The sequence below is a fragment of the Finegoldia sp. P2-F-LR genome (assembly GCF_052932265.1).
Genome location: NZ_JBRFJF010000001.1, coordinates 120,250 through 147,129, shown reverse-complemented (window position 1 = coordinate 147,129; position 26,880 = coordinate 120,250). Strand labels below are relative to the sequence as shown.

The following is a 26,880-nucleotide window of genomic DNA, read 5'->3' as shown; positions in this document are numbered from 1 at the left end:
ACCAATCTTTTTTTATTTTACAATTATATCGTCATTAAAAGAAATCATCATTACTGTACCTAAGTTTAGTTTTGAATTAACTGATATATCAGCACCGATAATATCAGCGTAGTTTTTAACAATTGACAGACCCAGTCCGTAACCATTTTCTTTTGTGTTTCTGCAATCATCAACTCTGTAAAATCTTTCGAAAATTTTCGGCTTATTTTCTTCACTAATACCTATTCCAGTATCTTTTACGGAGATAACAATTTTTCTGTTGATATGTCTAGCTCTTAATAATACTGAATCTTTTGTTTGACAAGCTTTAAGTGCATTAGATAATAAGTTGATAATTATATTAGCTAACTTTTCTTTGTCAGTATGGATATCCAAATCCTCTGATATTTCCATATCAAATAAAACTCCTGCTTTATCATATTGTGTTTTCATAGATTTAAATATTTCATGTAAAAATTCAGTTAGATTAAAATCTGTAGGATTATATATAGTTTCTGGAGTTGATTTTTTAAATGTATTATTTAGCTGATTAATTAAGCTAGTCAATCTATCAATTTCTATAAGAAGAGTACTTACATTTTGTTCATTAGGTTCCATAATGCCGTCTTGAATCAATTCTAAATTTAACCTTAAATTAGTTAAAGGGGTTCTCAATTCATGACTAATATTTTGTGCATATTGTTTTCGATTAAATTCTTGAGATTTTAATGAATTTGCCATGTAATTGATATTTTGGGATAATTGATTTACTTCAACTATATTACTTTTTATAATTGGTAGAATGTAGTTTTGTTTTCTTATATTGACTGTAGCTTGAGTTAATTCTTCAATAGGATTAGTCACCTTTCTTGAAAGGAAAATTGATATTATCAAACTTGTAAAGTATGATAAAAATGTGGATAAAATTATTAATCTTAATAAGTTTGTTATGAATACTTCTCCTCTTTGTTTGAAATTATTATTAATCCTATAAATATATTTGATATGACCTATTTTTTTGTTGTTTTCATCGTATACATCTTTTACTATAGTGTTATAAAGTGGAGTTTTCTTAGCTAATTCCAATCCTTCTTTAAAAGAATATAATTCCTTATCGTTATTGTCATAAAAAATAACATCAAGATCTAACTCGCTCAAATACCACATGTACTTATCAATACTTTTTATGCTTAGTCCTTGTTGTTGATCTAAAAATAAGTTTTTAGTTAGCTGTTCAATTTTGTTTTGTCTGTTTAGTTCTTCATTGTCAACAAAATTTTTGAATGATAATTGAAAAATGAATACCGCAATAAATGACAATAACATGATAGGAAATATAATAGCTCTTAAAAACTCATATAATATTTCCGACTTAAGCTTCATCGTATACACCTAATTTATATCCAACTCCATAAATTGTTTTAATATAACGAGGTTTTTTTGGATTATCTTCAATTTTATGTCTAATATTTTTAATGTGAGTATCTATAGCTCTGTCAAAAGCCTCATAATCATAACCAAATGATAATTCTATTATTTCATCTCTCGTAAATATTTTATTGGGATTAGAGAATAAAGTTTTGATTATTTGAAATTCATTGCTAGTAAGATTTATGCTTTCTCCGTCTTTAATAAACGTGTTATCTTCAAAAGAAATACTTACACGTCCATTATCAAAATAAATTTTTTCGGATTTTGGGAGGCCAAGCTTTTCAACTCTTCTGAGAATTGTTTTTACTTTTTGAACTAATATTTTTAAACTGAAAGGTTTAGTAATATAATCGTCAGCTCCAAGTTTTAAACCCTCTAATATTTCAGATTCATCTACTTTAGCTGTAACCATGATTACTGGTGTTTCAGTTCTAGATCTAATTACTTCCATAACTTTTTCACCGCTAACTTTTGGCAACATTAAGTCTAAAATAATTAATGAATAATCTGTTGTATTAATCATAGTAATAGCTTCTTGTCCATCAAATGCTTGATCAACTTGAAATCCTTCAACTTCTAAGTATTTTCTTTCTGCATTTGATATGTTTTTCTCATCTTCAACTATTAAAATTTTTATATCGGTTAAATTTTCTTTAAACAATTACAAAACCTCCATTTGGACTTAATATTTGCCCAGTCATAAATGAATTTTTATCTGATATTAAAAATTCTATAAGATTTGCAATATCTTCAGGTGTTCCAAGTCTTCCCATAGGGGTGTCTTCTACAACATAATCTAAATCATCTTTTGAGATGTTATCTAACATAGGTGTATCTATAGCTCCAGGGGCAATAGCATTTATTTTAATGTTACTATATCCAAATTCTTTAGCTAAGGATTTTGTAAGCCCTATTATTGCAGCTTTTGTTGCTGAGTAACAAGATTCCATTGATCCGCCAATCATTCCCCAAATTGAAGTAATATTAATAATATTTCCTTCCTTTTTATCTAACATATCTTCCAATGCTAATTTGCACATATGATAGGTTCCATGCACATTAACATCAAACATATTATACCAATCATTAACTTTAATATCTTGAAATTGATCTACAATAGATATTCCTGCGTTGTTAATCAATATATCAACACATCTAAATTTATTTCTAATTAATTCGAACATTTTTTTGCATTCATCAAAATTTCTTAAATCACACTTATATGATATTGCATCTATGCCTTTATTTCTAATATTTTCAACGATTTCTTTAGCTTTATCTTCATTATTAAAATAGTGCACAACGATTCTATATTCTGGATGATTTTCTAACATTTTGCAAATTCCTTCTCCAATACCTCCGCTGGCACCAGTTATTAAAATTGTCTTCATTTTTTCTCCTTTTAACTGATTATATTATAACATATAGGCAAATTAACAAGTCAAAATGTTTATGATATAATATTAAAACATGTTAAAATATATTAGAGTATAGGATTTGATAATAAGTGAGAGTTTTAGGAATTGACCCTGGTATAGCAATCGTTGGATATTCTATATTGGATTATGATAATAACAAAATAAAATGTCTTGAATATGGTTGCATCACAACAAGTTCAAAATCACCATTACCTGACAGATTATCATTTATTTACAACGAGATGAACAAAATTATCGATGAATTTCAACCTGAAGATTGTGCATTTGAAGAATTGTTTTTCAATAAAAATGTAAAGACAGCAATAACTGTATCTCAAGCAAGAGGAGTAGAAATTCTAAGCTGTATCAATAAGAATTTATGTCTTTATGAATATACGCCTCTTCAAATTAAACAAGCAGTTGTAGGATATGGAAGAGCTGATAAAAGACAAGTACAAGAAACTGTTAAAACAATTTTAAAATTTAACGATATACCTAAACCTGATGATGCTGCAGATGCTGTAGCTGTGGCTTTGTGTCACATTTTTGGAAGTAAATTTAAATATCTAAATGAAATGAAATAGGAGATAATATGTATTCGTATATTATTGGAGTTATTACTGAAGTTCATGAAAATTACATAGTATTGGAAAACAACAAAATTGGTTATAAAATATTCATAACTGATTTTTTTAGGGATAATGTCAGTGCATTTGATGAATATAAAGTATATACTGAATTTGTCGAAAGAGAAGATGCAAGTATTTTGTACGGATTTTCATCTCAAAAAGAAAGAGACTTATTTAATTTGTTAACAGATGTAACATCTATTGGCCCAAAATATGCAATGAATATACTATCAACTATGACAGTTGATGAATGTAAAACCGCTATTATTACTGATGATATTAAACTTCTAACACAAGCACCAGGCGTTGGCAAAAAAACAGCATCAAGGATTATTTTAGAGTTAAAAGAAAAAATCGAAAAAGATTTTGTGCCATCAGAAAAACCTGTTAACAAAGAAGTGAAAAAATCAAGTGATTCAGAATTTGCAAGAGAAGCATTATTACAACTTGGTTATTTTAAAAATGATGTGGATGCATTTATCGAAAACACTGATATTTCTGGATTATCAATTGAAGATATAATGAAAAAAGCAATGAAAAGCTTGGACAGTAGTAGGTAGGTGAGAAAATGGAAGATAAAAACGATAGAATTGTTGGAGCATCTTTTACGAAAAGCGACGAAGATATTGATTTTAATTTAAGACCAAAATGGATGAGCGATTATATTGGTCAAGATAAAGTCAAGAAGAAATTGTCAATTTTTATTGAAGCTGCAAAGAATAGAAATGAACCATTGGATCACGCTCTATTATATGGACCACCTGGATTAGGTAAAACTACTTTAGCACACATTATAGCTAATGAAATGGGAGTTAACCTAAGGGTTACTAGTGGACCTGCAATCGAAAAGCCTTCTGATTTAGCAAGTATTCTTACAAATTTACAAAAAGATGATGTATTGTTTATAGATGAAATACACAGAATTAATCGTTCTGTTGAAGAAATTTTGTATCCTGCAATGGAAGATTATGCTTTGGATATTATAGTGGGGAAAGGACCTTCTGCAAGAAGCTTACGAATAGATTTGGAGAAATTTACACTTATTGGTGCTACTACAAGATCAGGTCAATTGACAGGACCACTTCGCGATAGATTTGGTGTTCTATTAAACTTAGAGTTATATGATATAGAAAGTTTGAAGAAAATTGTTACTAGATCTGCGGGTGTTTTGGGAATAGGCATTGATGAAGAAGGTGCTATGGAAATAGCAAGGCGAAGTAGAGGCACTCCAAGAATCGCTAACAGGCTATTAAAAAGAGTTAGGGATTATGCAGAAGTAAGAGCAGATGGAACCATTACAAAGGAAATAAGTAATCGCGGTTTAAATTTGTTAGAAGTAGACAAATGTGGACTAGATTATGTTGATAGAAAAATAATAATGACAATGATTAATAATTTTGATGGTGGACCTGTTGGTGTTGATACAATTGCAGCGGCCACTGGCGAAGAAAGAATTACTATTGAAGATGTTTATGAACCTTATTTGTTGCAAATAGGATTCATCAATAGAACCTCAAGAGGAAGAATTGTCACAGATAAAGCGTACAAACATTTTAATATAGTTAGAAAGAGGTGATTTTATAAGATGAATACAGATGATTTTGATTACGAGTTAGATGAAAAATTTATCGCTCAAACTCCATTAGATAAAAGAGATGAATCTAAGCTAATGGTTATGGATAGATTTAACGGAAATACAGAAATAAAAAAGTTTTATAATATTATAGATTATTTAAACCCTGGTGATGTTTTAGTATGTAATAACACACGAGTTATTCCCGCTAGACTTTTTGGACCCAGACCAGGAAAAGAAGAAAAAATTGAGGTTTTACTTCTACAACAAACAGAAGATAAGTGGGAATGTTTGGTAAAGCCTGGAAAGAAAATGAAATTAGGTCAAGTAATAGAATTTTCTGATAAAGTAAGCGCAAAAGTCGTAGACATTACAGAAGATGGATCTAGAATTTTAAAATTCGATTATGAAGGAATTTTTGAAGAACGATTAGATGAACTTGGAAATATGCCACTTCCTCCATATATAAAAGAAAAATTGAATGATAAGGAAAGATACCAAACTGTTTATTCAAAACACAAAGGAAGTGCAGCAGCACCTACGGCAGGTCTTCATTTTACAAATGAACTTTTAGAAAGTATCAAAGAAAAAGGAATTTATGTAGTATTCTTAACATTACATGTAGGATTAGGAACATTCAGACCGGTTAAAGTAGATGATGTTAAAGATCATCATATGCATTCTGAATATTATACTATAAGTCAAGAAACCGTTGATATTATTAATCGACAAAAAAGTAAAGGACATAACATTATAGCGGTAGGGACTACAAGCGTAAGAACTTTAGAAACAGTTACACACAATAATAATTCAAGACTAGTAGCTGAAAGTGGCTGGACAGATATTTTCATCTATCCAGGCTTTGAATTTAATATCGTGGACAGTTTAATAACTAACTTCCATTTACCTAAGTCTACTTTAATGATGTTGGTAAGTGCTTTTTCAAAGAAAGAATACATTTTTGATGCTTATGAAAAAGCAAAGCAAAATGATTTTAGATTTTTTAGCTTTGGGGATGCTATGTTCATAAATGGAGGCAAGAATGTTTAAATTTACACTAGAGAAAAAATCGTCTCAATGCAAAGCTAGAACAGGCACTATAGAAACGAATCATGGTGTTATAAAAACACCTGTTTTTATGCCTGTAGGCACAAGAGCAACAGTTAAAGCAATGAACAATGATGAATTGAAATCTATTGGTTCTCAAATAATTCTATCTAACACATATCATTTATACTTAAAGCCGGGTCAAGAAATTATCAGAAAAGCAGATGGCCTTCATAAATTCATGAATTGGGATAGACCAATTCTAACAGATAGTGGTGGATTTCAAGTTTTTAGTTTGAGTAAGACAAGAAAAATTACTGAGGAAGGAGTTCAGTTTAGAAGTCATATTGACGGATCAAAACATTTTATTTCTCCTGAAAAATCAATGGAAATTCAAAATGATTTAGGATCTGATATAATGATGGCTTTTGATGAATGTGTTCCTTATCCAGCAAGTTATGAATACACAGAAGACTCAATGAAAAGAACACTAAGATGGCTTAAAAGATGTAAAGATTATCATAAAAACACTGATAAACAAAATCTTTTTGGTATTATTCAAGGTGGTATGTACAAAGATTTAAGAGAATATTCTGCTAAGAATACAATTGATTTTGATTTGCCAGGCTATGCTATAGGTGGATTATCCGTAGGCGAACCTAGAGATTTGATGATTGATTTATTAGATTTTACAACTGATTTTATGCCAGAAAATAAACCAAGATATTTAATGGGTGTTGGTACACCGGATTACTTATTCGAAGCAGTTGAACATGGTGTTGATATGTGTGATTGTGTTCTTCCTACTAGAATTGCTCGTAATGGTACAGCCTTAACTTCTAAAGGTAAATTAGTAGTAAAAAACGCAAAATACAAAGATGATTTTTCTGCACTTGACGATAATTGCGATTGTTATGCTTGCAAAAATCATACTAGAGCATATATCAGACATTTACTAAATGTAGATGAAATCTTAGGTGCAAGATTATTGTCTATTCATAATTTGAGATTTTTAATCAAATTGATGGAAAATATTAGAAAATCTATAGAAGAAGATAGATACTTAGAATTCAAAGATGAATTCTATAGAAATTATGGTTATGATTATCATCAAAAATGTGATAATATTAAATAAGTAAATATTTAAGGAGGATTATTATGCCAAAAATGTTAGCATCATTATTGCCTTTGATTGCACTTTTTGCTGTAATGTATTTTTTAATGATTCGTCCACAACAAAAACAACAAAAGCAATTAATGGATATGAGAAACGCTATAAAAGTTGGAGACGAAGTAATTACAATTGGTGGAGTTAAGGGAACAATAGTTTCTGTAACTGATGATAGTGTCATCTTGGAAACTGCATCACAAAAAACAAGACTTGAATTTGTTAAAAATGCTATTGCATCAAATGTAAAAGCAGCAAAAGCAACAGAAAGCAAAAAAGAAGATAATGAAGAAAAATAGAAATTGATTTATAGCTCAAATTTAAAATTTGAGCTATAAATCCATTTTTTTATTTGGAGAAAATGAATGAATAAATGGTTAATAAATAATAGAGGTAATAATTTTAGCGAAGTATCTCAAAGATATAATATTCATCCATTAATAGCAAAGATTTTATTAAATAGAGATATTACAAATTTTGAAACCTTTTTGAATCCTAATGCAGAAAATTCATATCATAATCCATTTTTAATGAAAGATATGGACAAAGCTGTGGAAATAATTATAAATGCTATTGAAAATGAGCAAAATATAAGAATAGTTGGCGATTACGATCAAGACGGAAATTCATCGACAATGACTTTATTAGATGGACTTGGATATTTTACAGATAAACTTTCTTATGATATTCCTAATAGAATGATTGATGGATATGGGATTTCTTTTAGCATAATAGACAAATGTATTGAAGATAATATTGATTTAATAGTAACATGTGATAATGGTATAAGTGCTATAGAACAATGTGATTATGCCAAACAAAATGGAATAAAAATAATTGTAACTGATCATCACCAAACAATAAAACTTGATGGAAAAGAAATCATTCCAAATGCTGATGCAGTCATTAACCCCGAACAGCTGACTTGCAATTATCCATTTAAAAGTTTATGTGGCGCAGGGGTTGCTTATAAATTAATTCAGGCTATAAATATCAAAAAAGGATACGGTATGTTACAATGTGAAAATTTGCTCCAATATGTAGCAATGGGAACTGTATGTGATATCGTAGATTTAAAGGACGAAAATAGATATTTTGTGATTAAAGGATTAGAAGAAATCAATAATACAGAGAATTACGGATTAAAATGCTTGATTGATATGACTGGAATTAAAAATGGAGTAAATGTTTACAGTTTAGGATTTATTATTGGTCCATGTATTAACGCCGCCGGAAGATTAGATACTGCAAAATTAGGCGTTGAACTATTTCGTGATGAAAACATGGATAATGTAGAAGCTTACGCTAAAGTTTTAGTTGATCTCAATGAAAAAAGAAAAAAATTAACAGAAGATGGATTTAATAAAGCTGTCGAAATAATTGAAAACACAGGACTGATAAATGATGATATATTGATTTGTAATGTTGAAGGAATTCATGAAAGTGTTTGTGGAATCATAGCTGGAAGAATTAAAGATAAATACAATAAACCAACGTTAATACTAACACAATCAGAAAATCAAGATGTTCTTAAAGGATCAGGAAGAAGTATTTCAGAGTATGATATATTCAAAGAATTTGATGAGTTTAGAGAACTGTTTGTATCATTTGGTGGTCATCCTATGGCGTGTGGATTATCAATTGAAGTAGATAAATTAGATGAGTTTAGAACTAAAGTTAATCAAAGAAGTAGACTTACCAAAGAGGATTTTGTAAAAAAAATCCTTATTGATTCAAGCTTTTATGTAGACAAGATAGATTTTGATTTGATAGAAGAAATCGATCGTCTTCGTCCTTTTGGCAAGGATAATCCTAGACCGATTTTGGGAGATAAAAACTTGGAAATTATTTTTGCAAGGATGATTGGAAAAAATAAGAATGTTTTGAAGTTGAAATTACTCAAAAATAATAAAACAATTGATGCAATTATGTTTTCAGAAGCTATAGAAAAATATAATTATTTATTAGAAAAATTCGGTGAAAATGTAATGATTCAACTTGAAAACAGTATTGCTAGTAATGCAAAAATAGATATAATATACTACCCTGAGATTAATGATTTTAATAATGTTAAGAATATTCAATTAAATTTAATTGATTTAAGGTAAGTGTTAACAATAATGCTCATGTTATGGTATAATTATAACAAAATAATTATTAGGAGGTAGCTTTATGCATTATGAACAATCGGATTTACAAAGTTTGATAAAATCTATAAAATCATATAATCCAAATACTGATGTAGATGAGATAACTAGAGCATATGGCTACATGGTTAGAGCTCATGAGGGACAATTTAGAAATTCTGGTGAGCCTTATGCAATTCATCCGATGGCTGTAGCTAAAATTTTGGCTTCTTTGAACATGGATGATGCAACTATCATAGCCGGGCTATTTCACGATGTCGTAGAGGATACAGAAATAACTTACGAAGATTTAGAGTATTTATTTAGCAAGGAAATAGCTGACCTGGTCGATGGTGTTACAAAATTAAAACAAATCAAATTTAAAACTAAAAAAGATAATCAAGCAGAAAATTTAAAGAAAATGATATTGGCAATGGCCAAAGACATTAGAGTTATAATAATTAAGTTGTCTGACAGGCTTCACAATATGAGAACTTTGGAATACATGACTCGTGAAAAGCAGATAGAAAAAGCCAATGAAGTTTTAGAAATTTATGCACCACTTGCTCACAGACTTGGTATGTCTACAATAAAATGGGAATTAGAAGATTTAAGCTTAAAGTATTTGGAACCAAATATTTATCAAGATATAGTAAATAAAATAAACGAAACTAGACAACAAAGAGAATCCCAAATACAAAATATTATAAGACAATTTCAAGATGAACTTGAAAAATATAATATAAAAGCGGAGATTTTTGGAAGGCCAAAAAGTGTATTTTCAATATATAAAAAAATGTACAAAAAACATTTGGCTTTTGAAGAAATTAAAGACTTATCAGCCATCAGAGTTATAGTCAATAAAGAAAGTGAATGTTATGATGTTTTAGGAATTGCTCATAGATTTTTCAGACCAATCCCTAATACTTTCAAAGATTATATTGCAACACCAAAACCTAATATGTACCAATCTTTACACACTACAATATTAGCTCATGACGGAAGAACTTATGAGATACAAATTAGAACTTGGGAAATGCATAAAACTTCTGAATATGGTATTGCTGCTCATTGGAAGTACAAAGAAGGTACTACTAATAAAAAATCAAAATATGATAGCAAATTAGCGTGGCTAAGAGAAATCATGGATTGGCAAAAAGATTATACAGATTCAAAAGAATTCATGGATTTATTCAAAGAAGAATTCGCCAATGATGAAGTTTTTGTTTACTCACCAAAAGGTGATGTAATGGATTTGCCATCTGGTTCAACACCGATTGATTTTGCGTACAAAGTTCACTCTGCAGTAGGAAACAAATGTGTTGGTGCAAAAGTCGACGGAAAGATTGTACCATTAACTTACAAATTAAAAACAGGAAATGTTGTTGAAATTCTCACAAATCCAAATTCAGGTCCTTCAAAAGACTGGCTTAAAATTGTAAAAACATCTCAAGCTAAAACAAAAATTAAACAGTGGTTTAAAAAAGAACAAAGAACTGAGAATATTGTTTCTGGAAGAGATATGCTTGAAAAAGAAGTTGCAAAAATGGGCTATAGTTTCAATGAATTACTAAAAAGAGAATGGCTTGAAGAAATTGCAAGTAAATTAAGCTTTTCATCTACTGATGATTTGTACGCTGCTATTGGTTATGGTTCCACAAGGGTTACGCAAGTTATTCCTAAGCTAAAGGAATATCACAAAGACTATTATGAAACAGACCAAGTTGTTAATAAACCAAATCATGTCGATTTTGTTAATGAAGAGCCAAAAGAAAGTGGAGTAGTAATTGATGGAATTGATAATGTAGAAATAAAACTGGCTAAATGTTGTAACCCAATTCCTGGTGACGAAATAGTCGGCTACATTACTAGAGGTAGAGGAATTAGTGTTCACAGAAGAGATTGTTCCAATGTAAAATCAGTCAATGACAAAGATAGATTAATCACAGTTAGATGGGGCAATAATTTAATCAATCATAATTATCAAGTTGAACTTCAAATAATATCTTTTAGTAATGTCGGTTATCTTGCTGATATAACTAAAGTTATAAGTGAGTGCAAATTAAACATTAAAACATTTAACACTAGAACAAATAAAGATAAAACGGTAACAATTAATATAATATTAGAAATTAGTTCTAGTTCTCAGATCGATACAGTAATTGCTAGAATTAAAAATATTAAAGGAACTATAGACGTTTTTAGGGTGAATTCATAATGAAATTATTAGTTCAAAGAGTTAATAAAACAAACGTCGAAATAGATGGTACAACAAAAAGTGAAATTAAAGATGGTTTTTTAGTACTATTAGGAATTCATAGGGAAGATAATGAACAGGATATTGATTATTGCATCAGAAAACTTGTTAATTTAAGAATATTTTCTGATGAAGAAGATAAGCTTAATCTTTCAATTAAAGATTTAAATTATGAAATTTTACTTGTCTCTCAGTTTACATTGTATGCAAGTACTAGAAAAGGGAATAGACCATCATTTGATAAATGTGCCAAAGGAGAATTTGCTAGAGATTTATACGAAAAGTTTATTGAAGAGTTAAAAAAAGAAAATGTACCTTTTCAAACTGGGGAATTTGGAGCTGATATGAAGGTATCACTTACAAATGATGGACCAGTTACGATAATTATAGATAGTAGGAGTGAATAATGACATTAGACAAAATAGTTACTACAAAATATGGAGAAAACATGTACATTTTATCGGAAGATAATAAATGTTTTGTTGTGGATCCAGGTGCACAAGCTGATGATATTTGTGAATATATCAAAAATCGTAATTTAGAAATACAATTTATATTGATTACACATGGTCATTTTGATCATATATTTGCAGCTGAAGAATTAAAAAATAAGCTAAATACAGTTATTTACGCTCCAGAAAAAGAAAAAGATTTACTTGAAGATCCTGAAAAAAATTATACAAGAAAAGTTGGAAATCCAATTACTTTAAAAGCAGATTATTATATAAAAGAAGGAGATACGATTGAGTTTAATGATTCTAAAATATCAGTTTTAGAAACTCCAGGTCATACTTATGGCTCTAGCTGCTATATTTACAAGGATGTAATGTTTTCAGGAGATATGTTGTTCAAGAATTCAATAGGTAGATATGATTTGCCAACTGCAAGTTTTGAAGACATTAAAAATAGTGTTGAAAAGCTAAAACTTTTAAATAATGATATAAAAGTTTATCCTGGACACGGACCAGAAACTAATATTGGTGACGAAAAGAAATACAATCCATATTTTAAATAAAATTTAGGAGAATTATGAAAAATTTAGAAAAAAATTACAATCCAAAAGATTTTGAAGATAAGATATATAAAATTTGGGAAAATGAAGGTTACTTCAAAGGCGTTATTGATAATGATAAAAAAACATTTACAATTGTAATGCCACCACCAAATGTAACAGGTAATTTACACCTTGGACATGCGTTAAATAACACTATTCAAGATATATTGATTAGAAAAAATAGAATGGATGGATATAGTGCTCTTTGGGTTCCAGGAACAGATCATGCTAGTATTGCAACTGAAGCAAAAGTTGTAAGTAAATTAAAAGAAGAAGGAAAATCCAAAGAATCTTTAGGTAGAGATGGATTTTTGGAAGCATCTTGGGACTGGACACGTGAATACGGTGGAAATATCAAAAATCAATTAAAAAAATTAGGAGTATCTTGTGATTGGAGTAGAGAAGCTTTTACTCTTGATGACAATTTAACAGAAGCAGTAGAAGAAGTATTCATAAAAATGTACAATGATGATTTGATTTACCAAGGTGACAGAATTGTAAATTGGTGTCCAAATTGTCATACTGCAATAAGCGACATAGAAGTTGTCCACGAAGATGAATCGGGACATTTTTGGAATATTCGATATAAATTCAAGGATTCTGATGATTATATTGTAATAGCTACTACTAGACCAGAAACATTATTGGGTGATTTGGCAGTCGCTGTAAATCCAGATGATGAAAGATATACTGACATTGTTGGAAAGACTTTGATATTACCATTAGTTAATAGAGAAATTAAAGTTATTGCTGATAGCTATGTGGATATGGAATTTGGAACTGGAATTGTTAAGATTACTCCTTCACATGATCCTAATGACTTTGAAGTAGGTGCAAGACATGAGCTAGGTCAATGTGTTGTAATTGATGAGGATGCAAAGATTGTTGACGGATATGGTAAATATTCTGGATTAGATAGATATGAAGCAAGAAAATTAATTATCGAAGATTTGGAAAAAATCGGACAACTAGATTCAGTAAAAGAACATGAACATGCCGTAGGTCATTGTGAAAGATGCCATACTACTGTTGAGCCATTAATCAGTAAACAATGGTTTGTTAAGATGGAACAGTTAGCAAAATTAGCTTTAGACGCTTATAAAAATGAAGAAATTAGATTTATTCCAAAAAGATTCGAAAAAGTTTATGTAAATTGGTTAGAAAACATTAGAGATTGGTGTATTTCTCGTCAATTATGGTGGGGACATAGACTTCCGGTTTATTACCATAATGAAACAGGTGAAGTTGTGGTTGCAAGAAAAAATCCAGACCCTGAAAAATATACTCAAGATCCAGACACTTTGGATACATGGTTCTCATCTGCATTATGGCCTTTTTCCACATTAGGATGGCCAAACGAAACAGAAGATTTGAAATATTTCTTCCCTACAAATGTTCTAGTAACAGGATATGATATTATTTTCTTCTGGGTAATTAGAATGGTATTCTCTTCACTTTATAATTTAGGAGAAGTTCCTTTCAAAGATGTTTACTTGACAGGATTAGTTAAAGACTCTCAAGGAAGAAAAATGTCAAAATCTTTAGGAAATGGTATTGATCCTATAGAAGTTATAGATCAATATGGAGCAGATGCGTTAAGATTTGCGTTAATCACTGGTAATACTCCTGGAAATGATTCAAGATTCTACATGGAAAAAGTAGAAGCGAATAGAAATTTCTGCAATAAATTATGGAACGCATCCAGATTTGTTTTCATGAATGTAGAAGATCATGTTAAAAACATCAATGATGTCGAATTACAAATTGAAGACAAGTGGATTATATCAAGCTTAAATGATGTCATTGATGAAGTATCTACTAATTTAAATAAATATGAAATTGGTATAGCAGCTGAAAAAATATACGATTTTACTTGGAATGTGTTCTGTGATTGGTACATTGAATTAGTTAAACCAAGACTCTATGGAGATGATTCTATTTTAAAAGAATCTGCAATCTCAGTTTTGATTTATACGTTGACTAATGTAATAAAATTATTACATCCATTTATGCCATATATCACAGAAGAAATATATAGCTATCTTCCTAATAAAAATGATATGTTGATTAACGAAACATGGCCAAAATATTCTGAAACAAAGTCATATAAAAACGAAGAGCAAATTATTGACAAGTTAGTTGAATCTGTAATTAGTATTAGAAATTCAAGACAAGAAATGAATATTGCGCCTAAAAAACAATCTGATATATATATATTGACATCTGATAAGAGCTTGGAAGAAGATTTTAAAAAACTAGAGTCACTATTTAGATCAAGTGTTTCTATTAACGAATATAAGGTTAACGAAGATATATCAGAAGATAATAATATAGTAATTGTTAAAGATTCTTATAAAATCATTATTCCATTGAATGATCTAATTGATTATTCTAAAGAATTAGAAAGACTAGAAAAAGAATTAAATACAGCTAAATCAGAATTAAAGAGAGCGGAATCAAAACTAAAAAATGAAGGATTCTTAAAAGGAGCTCCTGAAGCACTTGTCGAAAAAGAAAAAGAAAAAGTCGAAAAATATTCACATTTAATTGACGATATTAATAATTCTATTAGTTCTATTAAGGAAAATATGTAATGAAATTCAAAATCATATTTGGTTTTGTTTTGATTATGGTGTTGGTCAGCGTACAATATACTTTAAATAAAATTTTAGTATAATTAGAGAAGATTGAAAAAAAGATAGATGAGAATGTAAATAGTTCAAATACAGGGGTGAATAATGAAAGAAGAAATATTATTAAGTGAACAACAAATTAAAGAAAAAGTTAAAGAATTAGGTGCTCAAATTACCAAAGATTACAAAGATAAGAATTTATGTGTAGTATCTCTTCTTAGAGGAAGTTTTATGTTCATGTCTGATTTGGTTAGACAAATAGATATGCCAATTTGTATTGATTTTATGACTACATCTTCTTATGAAGACGCTGAAAAATCAACAGGTAAAGTAGAAATCCTTACTGATGTAAGAGAAAATTTAGAAAACTATGATGTGTTAATAGTTGATGACATTATTGATTCTGGAAATACAATCGTAAATACTTTGGAATATATTAAACAAAAAAATCCAAAAAGTGTTAAAACATGTGTATTGCTAGATAAACCAAGCAGAAGACAAGTTGAATATAACGCAGATTACGTTGGTTTTGAAATTGATGATGTTTTTATAGTTGGTTATGGTTTGAACTATAAATCATCATATCGAAATATACCTTACATTTTCATTTGGAATCAAGATGTATAAAGAATTTGCGTATATTTATGATAAATTAACTTTTGATATTGATTATGAAGAGTATTCTGAAGTTATCAAAAAAGAATTAAAAAAATTAGACATAAAACCAGAATCTATTCTTGAGTTAGGAATCGGCAGTGGAAATATGACAAAATACTTCTATAACTCTTCAATTAATTATACTGGAGTGGATCTTAGTAAAGAAATGTTGAAAATTTGTGCAGATAAATTTTCTAATATCAATATTATTAATGAGGATTTATGTCAATTAGAGCTAACAAAAAATTATGATTTTATTTTTTCTACTTTAGATACAATAAACTATATACTAGACTCAGAAAAACTACAGAATTTGTTCTCAAATATTAATGAAAATTGTACAGGAGTGTTTATGTTTGATGTAAACACTCCTTATAAGCTAATAGAAGTAATGGGTAACAATCACTTTGTGTATGAATATGAGGATATTTTTTATACTTGGGTTAATCAATATTATGAAGAAGATAATTTGATAGATTTTTATATTGACTTTTTTGTGAAAAATCAGGATAATTCTTATCAAAGGATTAGGGAAACTCAAACAGAAAAAGTTTATAGTTTGGATGCACTAAGATTTATGTTGTACAACAGTGGTTTTAATACTGTTAAAATAATAGATTTTGATACAGGTAAAACTCTTAATAATTGTACCCAACGCGCATTATTTATATGTTATTAGGTAACGATAATTATTTCGTTGTATATTTTTATTGTGTATGTTATATTAATATAGTAAATGAAAACTACGTTAAATATTGGAGGAAATATGACAAAAGGGACTGTAAAATGGTTTAATGCTACAAAAGGCTTCGGATTTATCTCAACAGAAGATCATGGAGATGTGTTTGTGCATTATACTGCATTGGAAGATAACGGCGAATATAGGAAACTAGAAGAAAATCAAGAAGTTGAATTTGATATCGCCGATGGACCTAGAGGTCTTCAAGCTTGTAATGTAAAAAAATTATAATAAAATATTATTAATATGCCCCTTTTTAGGGGGTTTTTTATTTGGAGGTTATATGATAAATAAATTATATATTGCTACCGATTCTACAGAATCATTTAGATTTATAATTGTAGATTCTACGGAGTTAGTACAATCAGTAAGAGATATTCATAATACATCAGCAACAGCATCCGCTGCGTTGGGAAGATTAAGTACTATGGCGTCAATTATGAGTCACGAATTAAAAAATGACAAACACAATATTACATTAAATTTACAAGGAAACGGACCAGGTGGAATGTTAATTTCTACAGTTAACGGTAGAGGAGAGGTAAAGAGTTATGTAAGTCATCCAGAAGTTGATTTACCACCAAAATCTAATAAAAAATTGGATGTTGGTAATTTTGTAGGAAATGATGGTCTACTTACTGTTATAAAAGATTTTAAATTAAAGGAACCTTATATAGGTCAAACTAGTTTAGTTAGTGGTGAAATAGCTGAAGATTTTAGTAATTACTTCTATCAATCTGATCAAAGACCAACAGTTGTGGCTTTAGGTGTCTTGGTAGATACTGATTTATCGATAAAAAGCGCTGGAGGATTATTTATTCAAGCATTGCCAGGATATGATGAATCATTAATTGATAAATTGGAAAAAGATATTAATAATTTCCCACCAATTTCTTCTCTATTTGTAAATCATGAAAATCCTTTTGACGTTTTAAATCAATTATTTGCAGACTTTGATTTAAAATTATTGGGTGAAAAAGAAGTAAAATATTTATGTGATTGCAATAGAGATAGAGTTGAAAGATCTTTGATTTCATTGGGAAAAAAAACGTTAAATGAATTGATTGAAGAGGATGGAAAGGCTGAATTGGTATGTGATTTTTGCCATGAAAAATACAATTTTACTAAAGAAGATTTGATAAAATTAAGAAATAATATATAAAGGATGGTGTTAATTGAAAACTAGAAATCTTACTGAAGGTAATATTTATAGGGAATTAATAAGCTTATCATTACCAATTATGGCAACATCTTTTATACAGATGAGTTATAATCTGATGGACTTATTTTGGTTGGGAAGATTGTCTATAGAATCAGTAGCTGCGGCTGGAACTGTAGGGTTTTTTGGATGGTTGAGTTATGCGATATGTATGATGTTAAGCGTAGGTGCACAAATATCTGTAGCAGATTGCATTGGTAAAAAGGATATGGATTCTGTACAAAAATACATATCTAATGCGATAAAATTTGCATTAATAGTTGGATTTGTATTTATTTTATTAATGGTTTTATTTAAAGTACAAATAATAAATTTCTTTAATCTGGATGAATCGGTCACAAAACTAGCATTTGAGTATTACGGATTTTTTGTAGCTTCAATATTTTTTAACTTCATAAATCCAGTTCTAACAGGAATATTAAATGGACAGGGGGAAAGTAAAATTCCTTTTATAATAAACACAATTGCTTTGGGAATTAATATAGTATTAGACCCTGTTTTGATATTTGGATTTGGTTTTATAAAACCAATGGGAATAAAAGGGGCCGCCCTTGCCACTTTTATCGCTCAAATGTCAGCATGTATTATGTTTATGATAGTTAGATTTGAATATTTTAAATACTTGAAAGAAAAAATGCATTTAATTTATGCAAAAAGGCTTTTTGATTTAGGATTTCCTATAGCCCTCCAAGAATGCCTTTTTGCGACGTTTTCTATAATAATGGCTGCTATTATAGCTCATTGGGGAAAAGAAGCTATAGCTGCACAAAAAATAGGCAATCAAATAGAATCTATTACATGGTTAACTGTAGGTGGATTCAGTGTTGCATTATCTACCTTTATTGCTCAAAATAATGGAGCGAAAAACTATTCCAGAGTAATGGAAGGATACAAAAAAGGTATGAAGATATGTGTTGGTATTGGAATATTCACAACTATATTCTTATTCACTTTTGCTCCTCAATTATTTAAGCTATTTATTCCAGATGATCTTGATACTTTAAATATAGGGGTAGTGTATTTAAGAATATTATCGCTTTCTGAAATATTTATGTGTGTAGAAATAGCTACTACTGGATTTTTGAATGGAATTTCATTAACTAAGTATCCTTCTATAAACGGAATTATATTTAATTTTATCAGAATTCCATTGTCCCTTCTGGTTATGTATAATAACTTGAGAATTGAATGGATATGGGTAATTATATCTTCACTTGTTATATGTAAGGGAATTAGCTTGTTTATTGTATTTTACAGAAAAGTTTACAAAAATAAATTAAAATATTTATTGGATTAAAAAACTAGGATTGATTATTATATCAATCCTAGTTTTTATATTATCTGTGTTTTAGTGCAAATTCAAATAATTTATTTATAAATTTATTAAACACTATGTCAAACTCTCCAATTGTAGCTATCATTTCGGTGCCAAATCTTTTTTTGAATTCATATAATCCGGATTCATGGTCTTCTACATTATCTTCCGGAGTATATCCTGATACTCCACCGAAATCATAAGATGTGCATCCTTTTTCTATAGCTCTTTTCATCATAGTCCATTGCATTAAATAATTTGGACTTAAATCTCTAAAATCATTTGAAGATGCTCCGTAAAGATAGTATGATTTTTTTCCACAAAATGTTAATAATGCTCCTGATAATACAATTTCATCAACATCATTTTCGATGTATCCATTCATTTGCTCGATTAAATCTTTACATCTTTTTCTTCTATTATCTAATACATCTAGTTCTTTTAAGAAATTATTCTTTTTTTCTTCAGTTATATCTTTTTCCAATTTATTTTTAATTTTTAGCTCTTGTTTATCTATTTGATCTAATTCATCTTCATTTGATTTTTTTACACTTGATGGAATAAGCTTAGTTAGGTATAATTCACAATCATCATCTGGATTTAAAACATCATATAAATTCTCGAAATATTCATGACTTCTGTGATTGAATTCATCTCTTTTAGCTGTAATTTCCATTAATTTTGAAAACTTAGATAATTCATTCTTGTCACATCTTTTACACTCAAGTCCGTTTTTCAACGATTTTTTTACAACACTTTTAGTTCTAGATTGAAAAGAATTCATAACTTCTTTTTCAGATTTATCTATATCAGTTATCATATAATATCTAGGTTGATTATATTCTAACCCTTTTTTTAAACCATGATGGTAACATCCAAGTTCTTTTAAGTAATCAATCAATCCATCAGTTTCCACAGAAACTTGAGGGTCAAATTTCAATGCAAAAACTTTACTCTTTTTGCAGAAATCCTTTAAAATTTGGATAGTTGCTTTCAAATCTTCTTTATTTTCATAATCAATTACTGGTCCTTTTGGAGCATATGCAAAATAATAGGGAAGAACCGGGAGTTTTTTCAATAAAATTAAACAGGCGCCAACAAGTTTGCCATCTTTTTTAATTCCAATATTTTTTCCAATCCATCCTTTTTTTACAAATTGCCATTTATATATTTGATTTAATTCTCCATATTTATGGTTTTTAACAAAATTATCATGTTCTTCACTACTAAGTGTAATCATTTCGTAAGCCATTTTATCACTTCCTTAACTTCATACATTATACCACAAATTGTTTCTATAATAAGTTATTAGAAATCAAAAAAAAGATAGAGTAAACATGTTTACTCTATCTAATTAACCTAATTATTTTAAATTTTCTCTTGCTGCTGCTTGAGCTGCTGCTAATCTTGCAATTGGAACTCTGTATGGGGAACAAGATACATAATCTAATCCAATTCTGTGACAGAATTCAACACTTTCAGGATCTCCACCATGTTCACCGCAAATACCTACGTGCAAATCAGGATTTGAAGATTTACCTCTTTCAATAGCAATTTTGATTAGCTGACCAACACCTTCTTGGTCTAATCTTTCAAATGGACTTCTTGAATAGATTTTCTTTTCTTTATATTCTGATAAGAACTTACCAGCATCATCTCGTGAGAAACCAAATGACATTTGAGTTAAGTCATTTGTACCAAAACTGAAGAAGTCAGCTTCTTCGGCAATTTCATCAGCCATTAAACAAGCTCTTGGTATTTCAATCATAGTACCAATTTCATAATCTAGTTTTTGATTTGTTTCTTCAAATACTTGATTGATTTCTTCAATTATTTGATCCTTAACGTATTTTAATTCTCTCTTTTCTCCAACAAGCGGAATCATAATTTGAGGAACTATTTCATGTGAAGTTTCTTTTTTAACTTTTAGAGCAGCACTAATAATTGCTCTTGCTTGCATTCTATAAATTTCTGGATAAGTTACAGCTAATCTACAACCTCTGTGTCCAAGCATTGGGTTTACTTCGTGAAGTTCTAAAATAATATCATTTACTTCATCGTAAGTTAAATCCATTTCTTTCGCTAATTCTTCAATGTCATGTTTTTCTTTTGGTAAGAATTCATGAAGTGGTGGATCTAAAAGTCTGATAGTAACTGATAAATCTCCCATTTCTTTGTAAATGTTGTAAAAGTCTTCTTCTTGGAAAGGTCTTAATTTATCAAGAGCTTTTTGTCTTCTTTCGGTAGTGTTTGAGAGAATCATTTGTCTAACGATTGGAATTCTTTCTTCGTTGAAGAACATGTGCTCAGTTCTTGTTAATCCTATTCCTTCAGCACCAAATTCTTTTGCTTGATGTGCATCTTTTGGAGTATCTGCATTAGTTTTTACACCTAATCTTTTAATTTCATCAACCCATTGCATAAATTGTGCAAAGTTACCAGTTAGTTCTGGACTTACTTTAGAAATTTCTCCTTTATAAACATATCCAGTGCTACCATCTAATGAAATCAAATCTCCTTCTTTGATTTCGATGTTTTTACCTCTGATTACTTTGTTCTCTTCGTCTACTCTTATTTCACTAGCACCTGCTACACAGCATGCACCCATTCCACGTGCAACTACTGCAGCGTGAGATGTCATACCTCCTCTTGCAGTTAATATACCTTCGGCTTTAATCATACCTTCAATATCTTCAGGAGATGTTTCTTGACGAACTAATATTGATTTAATGCCATTAGATGCAGCTGTTTTACAATCTTCAGCACTAAAATAAACGTGACCACTAGCGGCTCCAGGTGAAGCAGCTAAACCTTTTGTAATAACTTCAGCATTTTCTAATTCTTTTTGATCAAAAGTAGGGTGTAGGAGTTGATTTAAACTATTTGGTTCAATTCTTAAAATAGCTTCTTCTTTTGAAATTAAACCTTCATTTACTTGATCTACTGCGACATTTAGTGCGCTGATAGCAGTTCTTTTTCCGTTTCTAGTTTGAAGTAAATATAATTTAGAATTTTCAATTGTGAATTCCAAATCTTGCATATCTCTGTAGTGTTCTTCTAATCTTTTAGTTATAGAATGGAATTGTTCATATACTTCAGGCATAACGTCTTGTAATTGACTGATTGGTTGAGGAGTTCTTATACCAGCAACAACATCTTCACCTTGTGCATTCATTAAGAATTCACCAAATAATTTATTTTCACCTGTTGCAGGGTTTCTTGAGAATGCAACACCTGTTCCAGATGTATTTCCCATGTTACCGAATACCATTGATTGAATGTTTACTGCAGTACCTAAATTATCGTCGATGCCGTTTAATTGTCTATAAATTTTGGCTCTAGGATTATTCCAAGATCTAAAAACAGCTTCTATAGCATATCGTAATTGATCGATAGGGTCTTGTGGAAAATCTTCGCCAATTTCTTCTTTGTAGATTTCTTTGAATTTTTCAACAATTTTCTTTAAATCTTCGGTATCAAGATCTGTATCATCTGTAAAGTTTTTTTCTTCTTTCACTTTATCTAATTCGTTTTCAAATAATACTTTAGGAATTTCTCTTGCAACATCTGAAAACATTTGAATAAATCTTCTATAAGAATCATAAGCAAATCTTTCGTTATTAGTTGATTTGGCTAAACCGATAACAGATTTATCATTTAAACCTAGGTTTAAGATTGTGTCCATCATGCCTGGCATTGATATTACAGCTCCAGAACGAACAGAAAACAGTAGAGGATTTTCTTCATCGGAAAATTTTTTGTTTAATTCTTTTTCTGTTTCTTCAATATGAGATTTGATTTCTTCAAATAATCCATCCCATAATTTTTCGTCTTCTTGATAAAATTTGTTACAAGCTTCAGTAGTAATAGTAAATCCTGTTGGAACAGGTATATCCATATTAGTCATTTCGGCTAAGTTGGCACCTTTTCCACCAAGAAGGCTTCGCATGTCTTTATTACCTTCTTTAAAACTGTAAACATATTTTTCTGTCATTTAAAAAACTCCTTTTTAATCATTCATTTTTTTTAGATGTCTGATAATAACTTCTGCCGTTTCTTCAATTGCTCTGTCAGAAACGTTTATTATAGGACATCCGATTTTCTTCATTACCTTCTCAGCATAATCTAATTCGTCAAGTATTCTACCCAAATCAGAGTATGTACTTTCAGTTGGCAATCCCATAGATTTTAGTCTTTCTTTTCTGATTTTGTTTAGCTTATCAGGAGAGTTAGTAAGACCGATGACTCTTTTTGGTTCGATTTCAAAAAGTTCCTTTGGGACTGGTGACTCTGGTACAAGTGGAATATTGCAAACTTTGTAATGCTTATTTGCAAGATACATAGATAATGGTGTTTTCGAAGTTCTAGAAACACCAATAATCGTTATATCAGCTCTAGCGACTCCTCTTGGATCTTTTCCATCATCATATCGTACAGCAAATTCTATTGCATCGATTCTTCTAAAATAATGTTCGTCAAGTTTACGTAATGCACCTGGATTTGTTGCTGGAGATCGTTTTGTTAGCCTTTGGATGGCTACAATTGATGGAGTTAAAATATCTACCGATATGAGATTATTCATATCACAAAATTTCTTTAAACTATCAATTAAACTTTCTTCAACTAAACTATAATATATGATAATATTATCCATTTCTAAGCATTTTTGTAATGTAGAATTAAGATGCTCAATAGATCGGATATGTCCAAATAAGTGAAATTTAGCATTTTCACAAGTAATATCAAATTGAGCTAAAGCGGCTCTTGCTATTTGATCACCTGTGTCCCCGGTAGAATCAGATAAAACTACCAGATTAATATTTTCCATAATTCACCCCTTTATTTGTATTATCAATTTAATTATACATCATTTTTTACAATTTTAAAGCAAATCTTTGTTATTTTATTTAAAATTATCACAAATTTGATTAAGTATAGATTATAGAAAAAGTATAATTTAATATAAATGTTTACTAGTGTTGTGTATTTATGATATCATTCTAGGTACAGGAATAATTAATAGAAGGTGATAAATTGAAAAATGATTTACAAAAAGATGAAGACAATAAAACTAGTCAAATGAATAATGAGTCTTCAAAAAATGATAGTATCTATAAACTGAAAGAATCAAAAAAATCGCAATCATGGATTTGGGTTGTTTCAATTCTTTTAGGTATTTATATATTGGTTTCAATATTTTTTAGCTTCATGACTTATCCTAACGCGAAAATTAATGGTGAAAGTTTAGGAGTAAGAAAAATTTCTGATGTTAAAAACATTTTTGATGAGCAAACTACATCAATTATAGGAAGAGATAATAAAACTGTTACATTGAATAATTCACAAGCGGGTTTAAAACAAGTTGCTTTGGAAAATCAAACCTATGTACAACATGGTTTTTTGTGGCCAGTAGAACTTATTAAAGGAATAAAAACAGATGTAAAAGTTAAGAAAAGTGTAGATTCTAAAAAATTAAAAGAAACGATTAAAAATAGTGAGCTATTCAAAAATATCAAAGAACCAAAAAACGCCCAATTGATTTTTGAAAACAAAAAAGCAATAATCAAACCTGAAGAATTAGGTAATAAGCTTGATTTGGATAAAGTTTGTGAATCCGTAATAAAAGGTTTTAATGAACACAAGGATGAAATCAAATTATCTTCAGAATATATTAATCCTCAAGTTACAAAAAAATCATTGGAGCCAAACAAAAAAGAACTTGAAAATATTGCAAAAGCTTCTATTACTTTAAAATTGCCAAACGGAGAATCACAAAAAATAGAAGATAATTCTATTTTCTTAGATGAAAATTATAAGTTTGAAGATAAAAAAGTTAGAATTTTTGTAGATGACTTGAAAGAAAAATTTGAAGTTGTTGGAAAAGATTTTGATTTTACAACTCATAATGGTAAATCCATAAAAGTTAAAGCAAAAGTTTTTGGAAATGAAATTAACAAAAAACAAACAGTAGCTATGATTACAGATGCTTTAAAAAACGGTAAAACCATAGACAGTGATTTAGTATATAGCAGAAGAAGCCGAAATAATGGAGTTCTTGGAAAAAGCTATATTGAAATAAGCTTGGGAGCACAACATTTGTGGTATTTTAAAGATGGTAAACTAGTATTAGACACACCTGTTGTTACAGGAGACCCATCAATTGACCACGAAACACCAACAGGCTTATTTGAAATTTGGTCAAAAGAAACTGATAGATTTTTAAGAGGATTTAATCCAGACGGATCAAAATATAAAGTTCATGTAGATTATTGGATGCAAATTGACTATACTGGTGTAGGAATTCACGATACAAAGGGAAGGGCCGCCTACGGTGGACAAATCTTTAATGGTGCTGGAAGTCATGGTTGTATAAATACTCCTATAAATCATGTTCGTACAATTTTTAATTCGTCTGAAAATGGAATGCCAGTTGTAATCTATTAAAAATTAGTCGATTATTTTATAATAGTCGACTTTTTTTATTGTAAAAAAATAAATATTAATGGTATTCTATATGTAAAGAAAAGGGGTAAATTATGGATTCAGATTTATTATTATTTTTGAGTAGTTTAAACACGAATTATAATTGGATAGGTCCAATTATTGAAAATTATAATACATTAGATGATATTATCTACGATAATGCAAAAAAACTTCTAGAAGTAGATCCTAAAATTTACGAATTTATTCTAAAAAATATGAAAAAATTCGATATAAATTTGTACAAAGAAAAATTATGGAAAAACAGTATAAAATTTACTACATACGGTGATTCAAAATATCCGAAAAAATTACTTGAAATAGATGATGCACCATATACTTTGTACTATAAAGGTGATTTGACTGAAGATTTCGATAATTGTGTTTCATTTGTCGGAGCTAGAAAATGTAGTCAATATGGATCTTATGCATGTAAAAAATTTGTATCTGAAATATCACAATATAAAATACCAGTTGTTAGTGGATTGGCTCTTGGTATAGACAAAATTTCTCATCAAACTTCTCTTGAAAATAATAATAAAACAATTGGAGTTTTAGGGTGTGGAATAGACCAAGTTTATCCAAGGAGCAATTATAGAGTGTTTCAAGATATGATTTCATCACATAACGGAGTAATTATGAGTGAATATCCTTTTGGAATAGCACCATTGGCATATAATTTTCCGTTTAGAAATAGAATTATTTCTGGTTTATCACTTGCAACTGTCGTTATTGAAGCAAAAGAGAAAAGCGGTACATTAATCACATCATCTTATGCCTTGTCTCAAGGTAGAGATATATTTGCTGTTCCAGGAAATATTAACTCAGTTTATTCAACCGGAACTAATCAACTAATAAAAGATGGAGCTTACATATTAACCGACGTTTTGGATATTATAACTCAAATCCCTGAGTTTCAAAATAAATATATGGAAAAACCACAATTAAGTTTTGATTTGAATGATTTAGAACGTAAAATATATAATTTATTGAAAATTGACGCCAATTCACCAGATGAAATTTCTATAAAATTAAATGAAGATATATCTGATGTATTGATGAGTTTAACAAAAATGGAATTGTTGGGAATTGTTGTGGATATTGGAAGCAAATACTCATTAAAGTAGATTAAATAATATGATATAATAACATTGG

24 protein-coding genes are annotated in these 26,880 nt (G+C 29.3%); 18 read left to right on the top strand and 6 right to left on the bottom strand.

All coding sequences use genetic code 11. The features are described 5' to 3' along the window. Positions 1 to 12: 12 nt before the first annotated feature. Genes ACU68W_RS00715 through ymfI form a run of 3 tightly spaced genes read right to left on the bottom strand, consistent with a single transcriptional unit; the run spans position 13 to position 2,801 of the window. Positions 13 to 1,362 carry a sensor histidine kinase gene (locus ACU68W_RS00715; protein ID WP_446755944.1) on the bottom strand — a complete coding sequence of 450 codons (1,350 nt, stop codon included), beginning with the start codon at positions 1,360 to 1,362 and terminating at the stop codon, positions 13 to 15. Further along, the gene (locus ACU68W_RS00710) at positions 1,352 to 2,071 is read right to left on the bottom strand and encodes a response regulator transcription factor (RefSeq protein ID WP_094205727.1); all 720 of its coding nucleotides are present in this window, start codon (positions 2,069 to 2,071) and stop codon (positions 1,352 to 1,354) included. Before ACU68W_RS00710 ends, ACU68W_RS00715 begins: the two co-directional genes overlap by 11 nt. Continuing rightward, entirely contained in the window at positions 2,064 to 2,801 is a 738-nt protein-coding gene (gene ymfI / locus ACU68W_RS00705; RefSeq protein ID WP_094205726.1) for an elongation factor P 5-aminopentanone reductase, read from the bottom strand. Before ymfI ends, ACU68W_RS00710 begins: the two co-directional genes overlap by 8 nt. Before the next feature lie 116 nt (positions 2,802 to 2,917). Here ymfI and ruvC point away from each other — a divergent pair, with 116 nt between their 5' ends. From ruvC to ACU68W_RS00625, 16 genes are all read left to right on the top strand, one after another. After that, the gene (gene ruvC / locus ACU68W_RS00700; RefSeq protein WP_094208643.1) at positions 2,918 to 3,412 is read left to right on the top strand and encodes a crossover junction endodeoxyribonuclease RuvC; all 495 of its coding nucleotides are present in this window, start codon (positions 2,918 to 2,920) and stop codon (positions 3,410 to 3,412) included. An 8-nt stretch (positions 3,413 to 3,420) separates the two neighbouring features. Next, complete coding sequence (ruvA, locus tag ACU68W_RS00695) at positions 3,421 to 4,017, top strand: Holliday junction branch migration protein RuvA (protein WP_094223498.1); 597 nt, start codon at positions 3,421 to 3,423, stop codon at positions 4,015 to 4,017. Between the two features lie 8 nt (positions 4,018 to 4,025). After that, a complete protein-coding gene (ruvB, locus tag ACU68W_RS00690; RefSeq protein ID WP_094205723.1) occupies positions 4,026 to 5,033 on the top strand; it encodes a Holliday junction branch migration DNA helicase RuvB in 1,008 nt (335 codons plus the stop codon). Positions 5,034 to 5,042: 9 nt separating this feature from the next. Next, positions 5,043 to 6,080, top strand: coding sequence for a tRNA preQ1(34) S-adenosylmethionine ribosyltransferase-isomerase QueA (queA, locus tag ACU68W_RS00685; protein WP_446755943.1), 1,038 nt, complete (start codon positions 5,043 to 5,045; stop codon positions 6,078 to 6,080). Then, entirely contained in the window at positions 6,073 to 7,212 is a 1,140-nt protein-coding gene (tgt, locus tag ACU68W_RS00680) for a tRNA guanosine(34) transglycosylase Tgt (protein ID WP_094208640.1), read from the top strand. Before queA ends, tgt begins: the two co-directional genes overlap by 8 nt. 23 nt (positions 7,213 to 7,235) lie before the next feature. After that, positions 7,236 to 7,544 (top strand): preprotein translocase subunit YajC, encoded by a 309-nt coding sequence (gene yajC, locus ACU68W_RS00675; protein WP_094208639.1) that lies wholly within the window; start codon positions 7,236 to 7,238, stop codon positions 7,542 to 7,544. Between the two features lie 66 nt (positions 7,545 to 7,610). Then, positions 7,611 to 9,353, top strand: a complete 1,743-nt coding sequence (recJ, locus tag ACU68W_RS00670; protein WP_094208638.1) for a single-stranded-DNA-specific exonuclease RecJ — start codon at positions 7,611 to 7,613, stop codon at positions 9,351 to 9,353. A 64-nt stretch (positions 9,354 to 9,417) separates the two neighbouring features. Next, on the top strand, positions 9,418 to 11,589 hold the full coding sequence (locus tag ACU68W_RS00665; RefSeq protein ID WP_446755942.1) for a RelA/SpoT family protein: 2,172 nt from the start codon (positions 9,418 to 9,420) through the stop codon (positions 11,587 to 11,589). After that, a complete protein-coding gene (gene dtd, locus ACU68W_RS00660; protein ID WP_446755941.1) occupies positions 11,589 to 12,035 on the top strand; it encodes a D-aminoacyl-tRNA deacylase in 447 nt (148 codons plus the stop codon). The genes ACU68W_RS00665 and dtd overlap by 1 nt, the downstream gene beginning before the upstream one ends. Further along, complete coding sequence (locus ACU68W_RS00655) at positions 12,035 to 12,643, top strand: MBL fold metallo-hydrolase (RefSeq protein ID WP_094208635.1); 609 nt, start codon at positions 12,035 to 12,037, stop codon at positions 12,641 to 12,643. The genes dtd and ACU68W_RS00655 overlap by 1 nt, the downstream gene beginning before the upstream one ends. Before the next feature lie 14 nt (positions 12,644 to 12,657). Then, positions 12,658 to 15,276, top strand: a complete 2,619-nt coding sequence (locus ACU68W_RS00650) for a valine--tRNA ligase (protein WP_094223495.1) — start codon at positions 12,658 to 12,660, stop codon at positions 15,274 to 15,276. A 144-nt stretch (positions 15,277 to 15,420) separates the two neighbouring features. Continuing rightward, positions 15,421 to 15,942 (top strand): hypoxanthine phosphoribosyltransferase, encoded by a 522-nt coding sequence (gene hpt / locus ACU68W_RS00645; RefSeq protein ID WP_094208633.1) that lies wholly within the window; start codon positions 15,421 to 15,423, stop codon positions 15,940 to 15,942. Further along, on the top strand, positions 15,935 to 16,651 hold the full coding sequence (locus ACU68W_RS00640) for a class I SAM-dependent DNA methyltransferase (RefSeq protein WP_002836477.1): 717 nt from the start codon (positions 15,935 to 15,937) through the stop codon (positions 16,649 to 16,651). The genes hpt and ACU68W_RS00640 overlap by 8 nt, the downstream gene beginning before the upstream one ends. An 87-nt stretch (positions 16,652 to 16,738) precedes the next feature. Continuing rightward, positions 16,739 to 16,942, top strand: coding sequence for a cold-shock protein (locus ACU68W_RS00635; protein ID WP_002836476.1), 204 nt, complete (start codon positions 16,739 to 16,741; stop codon positions 16,940 to 16,942). 52 nt (positions 16,943 to 16,994) lie between these two features. After that, the gene (gene hslO / locus ACU68W_RS00630) at positions 16,995 to 17,873 is read left to right on the top strand and encodes an Hsp33 family molecular chaperone HslO (RefSeq protein WP_094223494.1); all 879 of its coding nucleotides are present in this window, start codon (positions 16,995 to 16,997) and stop codon (positions 17,871 to 17,873) included. Between the two features lie 13 nt (positions 17,874 to 17,886). Continuing rightward, entirely contained in the window at positions 17,887 to 19,227 is a 1,341-nt protein-coding gene (locus tag ACU68W_RS00625) for an MATE family efflux transporter (protein ID WP_094223493.1), read from the top strand. 40 nt (positions 19,228 to 19,267) lie between these two features. On the opposite strand, the gene ACU68W_RS00620 is transcribed toward ACU68W_RS00625, so the two are convergent. The 3 genes from ACU68W_RS00620 to ACU68W_RS00610 all read right to left on the bottom strand — a co-directional run bounded on the left by ACU68W_RS00620 (position 19,268) and on the right by ACU68W_RS00610 (position 24,073). After that, a complete protein-coding gene (locus ACU68W_RS00620) occupies positions 19,268 to 20,497 on the bottom strand; it encodes a lipid II:glycine glycyltransferase FemX (protein ID WP_094223492.1) in 1,230 nt (409 codons plus the stop codon). Between the two features lie 111 nt (positions 20,498 to 20,608). Next, on the bottom strand, positions 20,609 to 23,239 hold the full coding sequence (gene ppdK, locus ACU68W_RS00615) for a pyruvate, phosphate dikinase (RefSeq protein WP_094223491.1): 2,631 nt from the start codon (positions 23,237 to 23,239) through the stop codon (positions 20,609 to 20,611). Positions 23,240 to 23,254: 15 nt separating this feature from the next. Then, positions 23,255 to 24,073, bottom strand: coding sequence for a pyruvate, water dikinase regulatory protein (locus ACU68W_RS00610; RefSeq protein ID WP_094205708.1), 819 nt, complete (start codon positions 24,071 to 24,073; stop codon positions 23,255 to 23,257). Positions 24,074 to 24,279: 206 nt separating this feature from the next. Here ACU68W_RS00610 and ACU68W_RS00605 point away from each other — a divergent pair, with 206 nt between their 5' ends. Both ACU68W_RS00605 and dprA read left to right on the top strand, forming a co-directional pair. Further along, positions 24,280 to 25,689: a L,D-transpeptidase family protein gene (locus tag ACU68W_RS00605; protein ID WP_094205707.1), complete on the top strand. Its 1,410-nt coding sequence runs from the start codon at positions 24,280 to 24,282 to the stop codon at positions 25,687 to 25,689. A 92-nt stretch (positions 25,690 to 25,781) separates the two neighbouring features. Beyond that, on the top strand, positions 25,782 to 26,852 hold the full coding sequence (dprA, locus tag ACU68W_RS00600) for a DNA-processing protein DprA (RefSeq protein WP_094223490.1): 1,071 nt from the start codon (positions 25,782 to 25,784) through the stop codon (positions 26,850 to 26,852). Positions 26,853 to 26,880 lie beyond the last annotated feature (28 nt).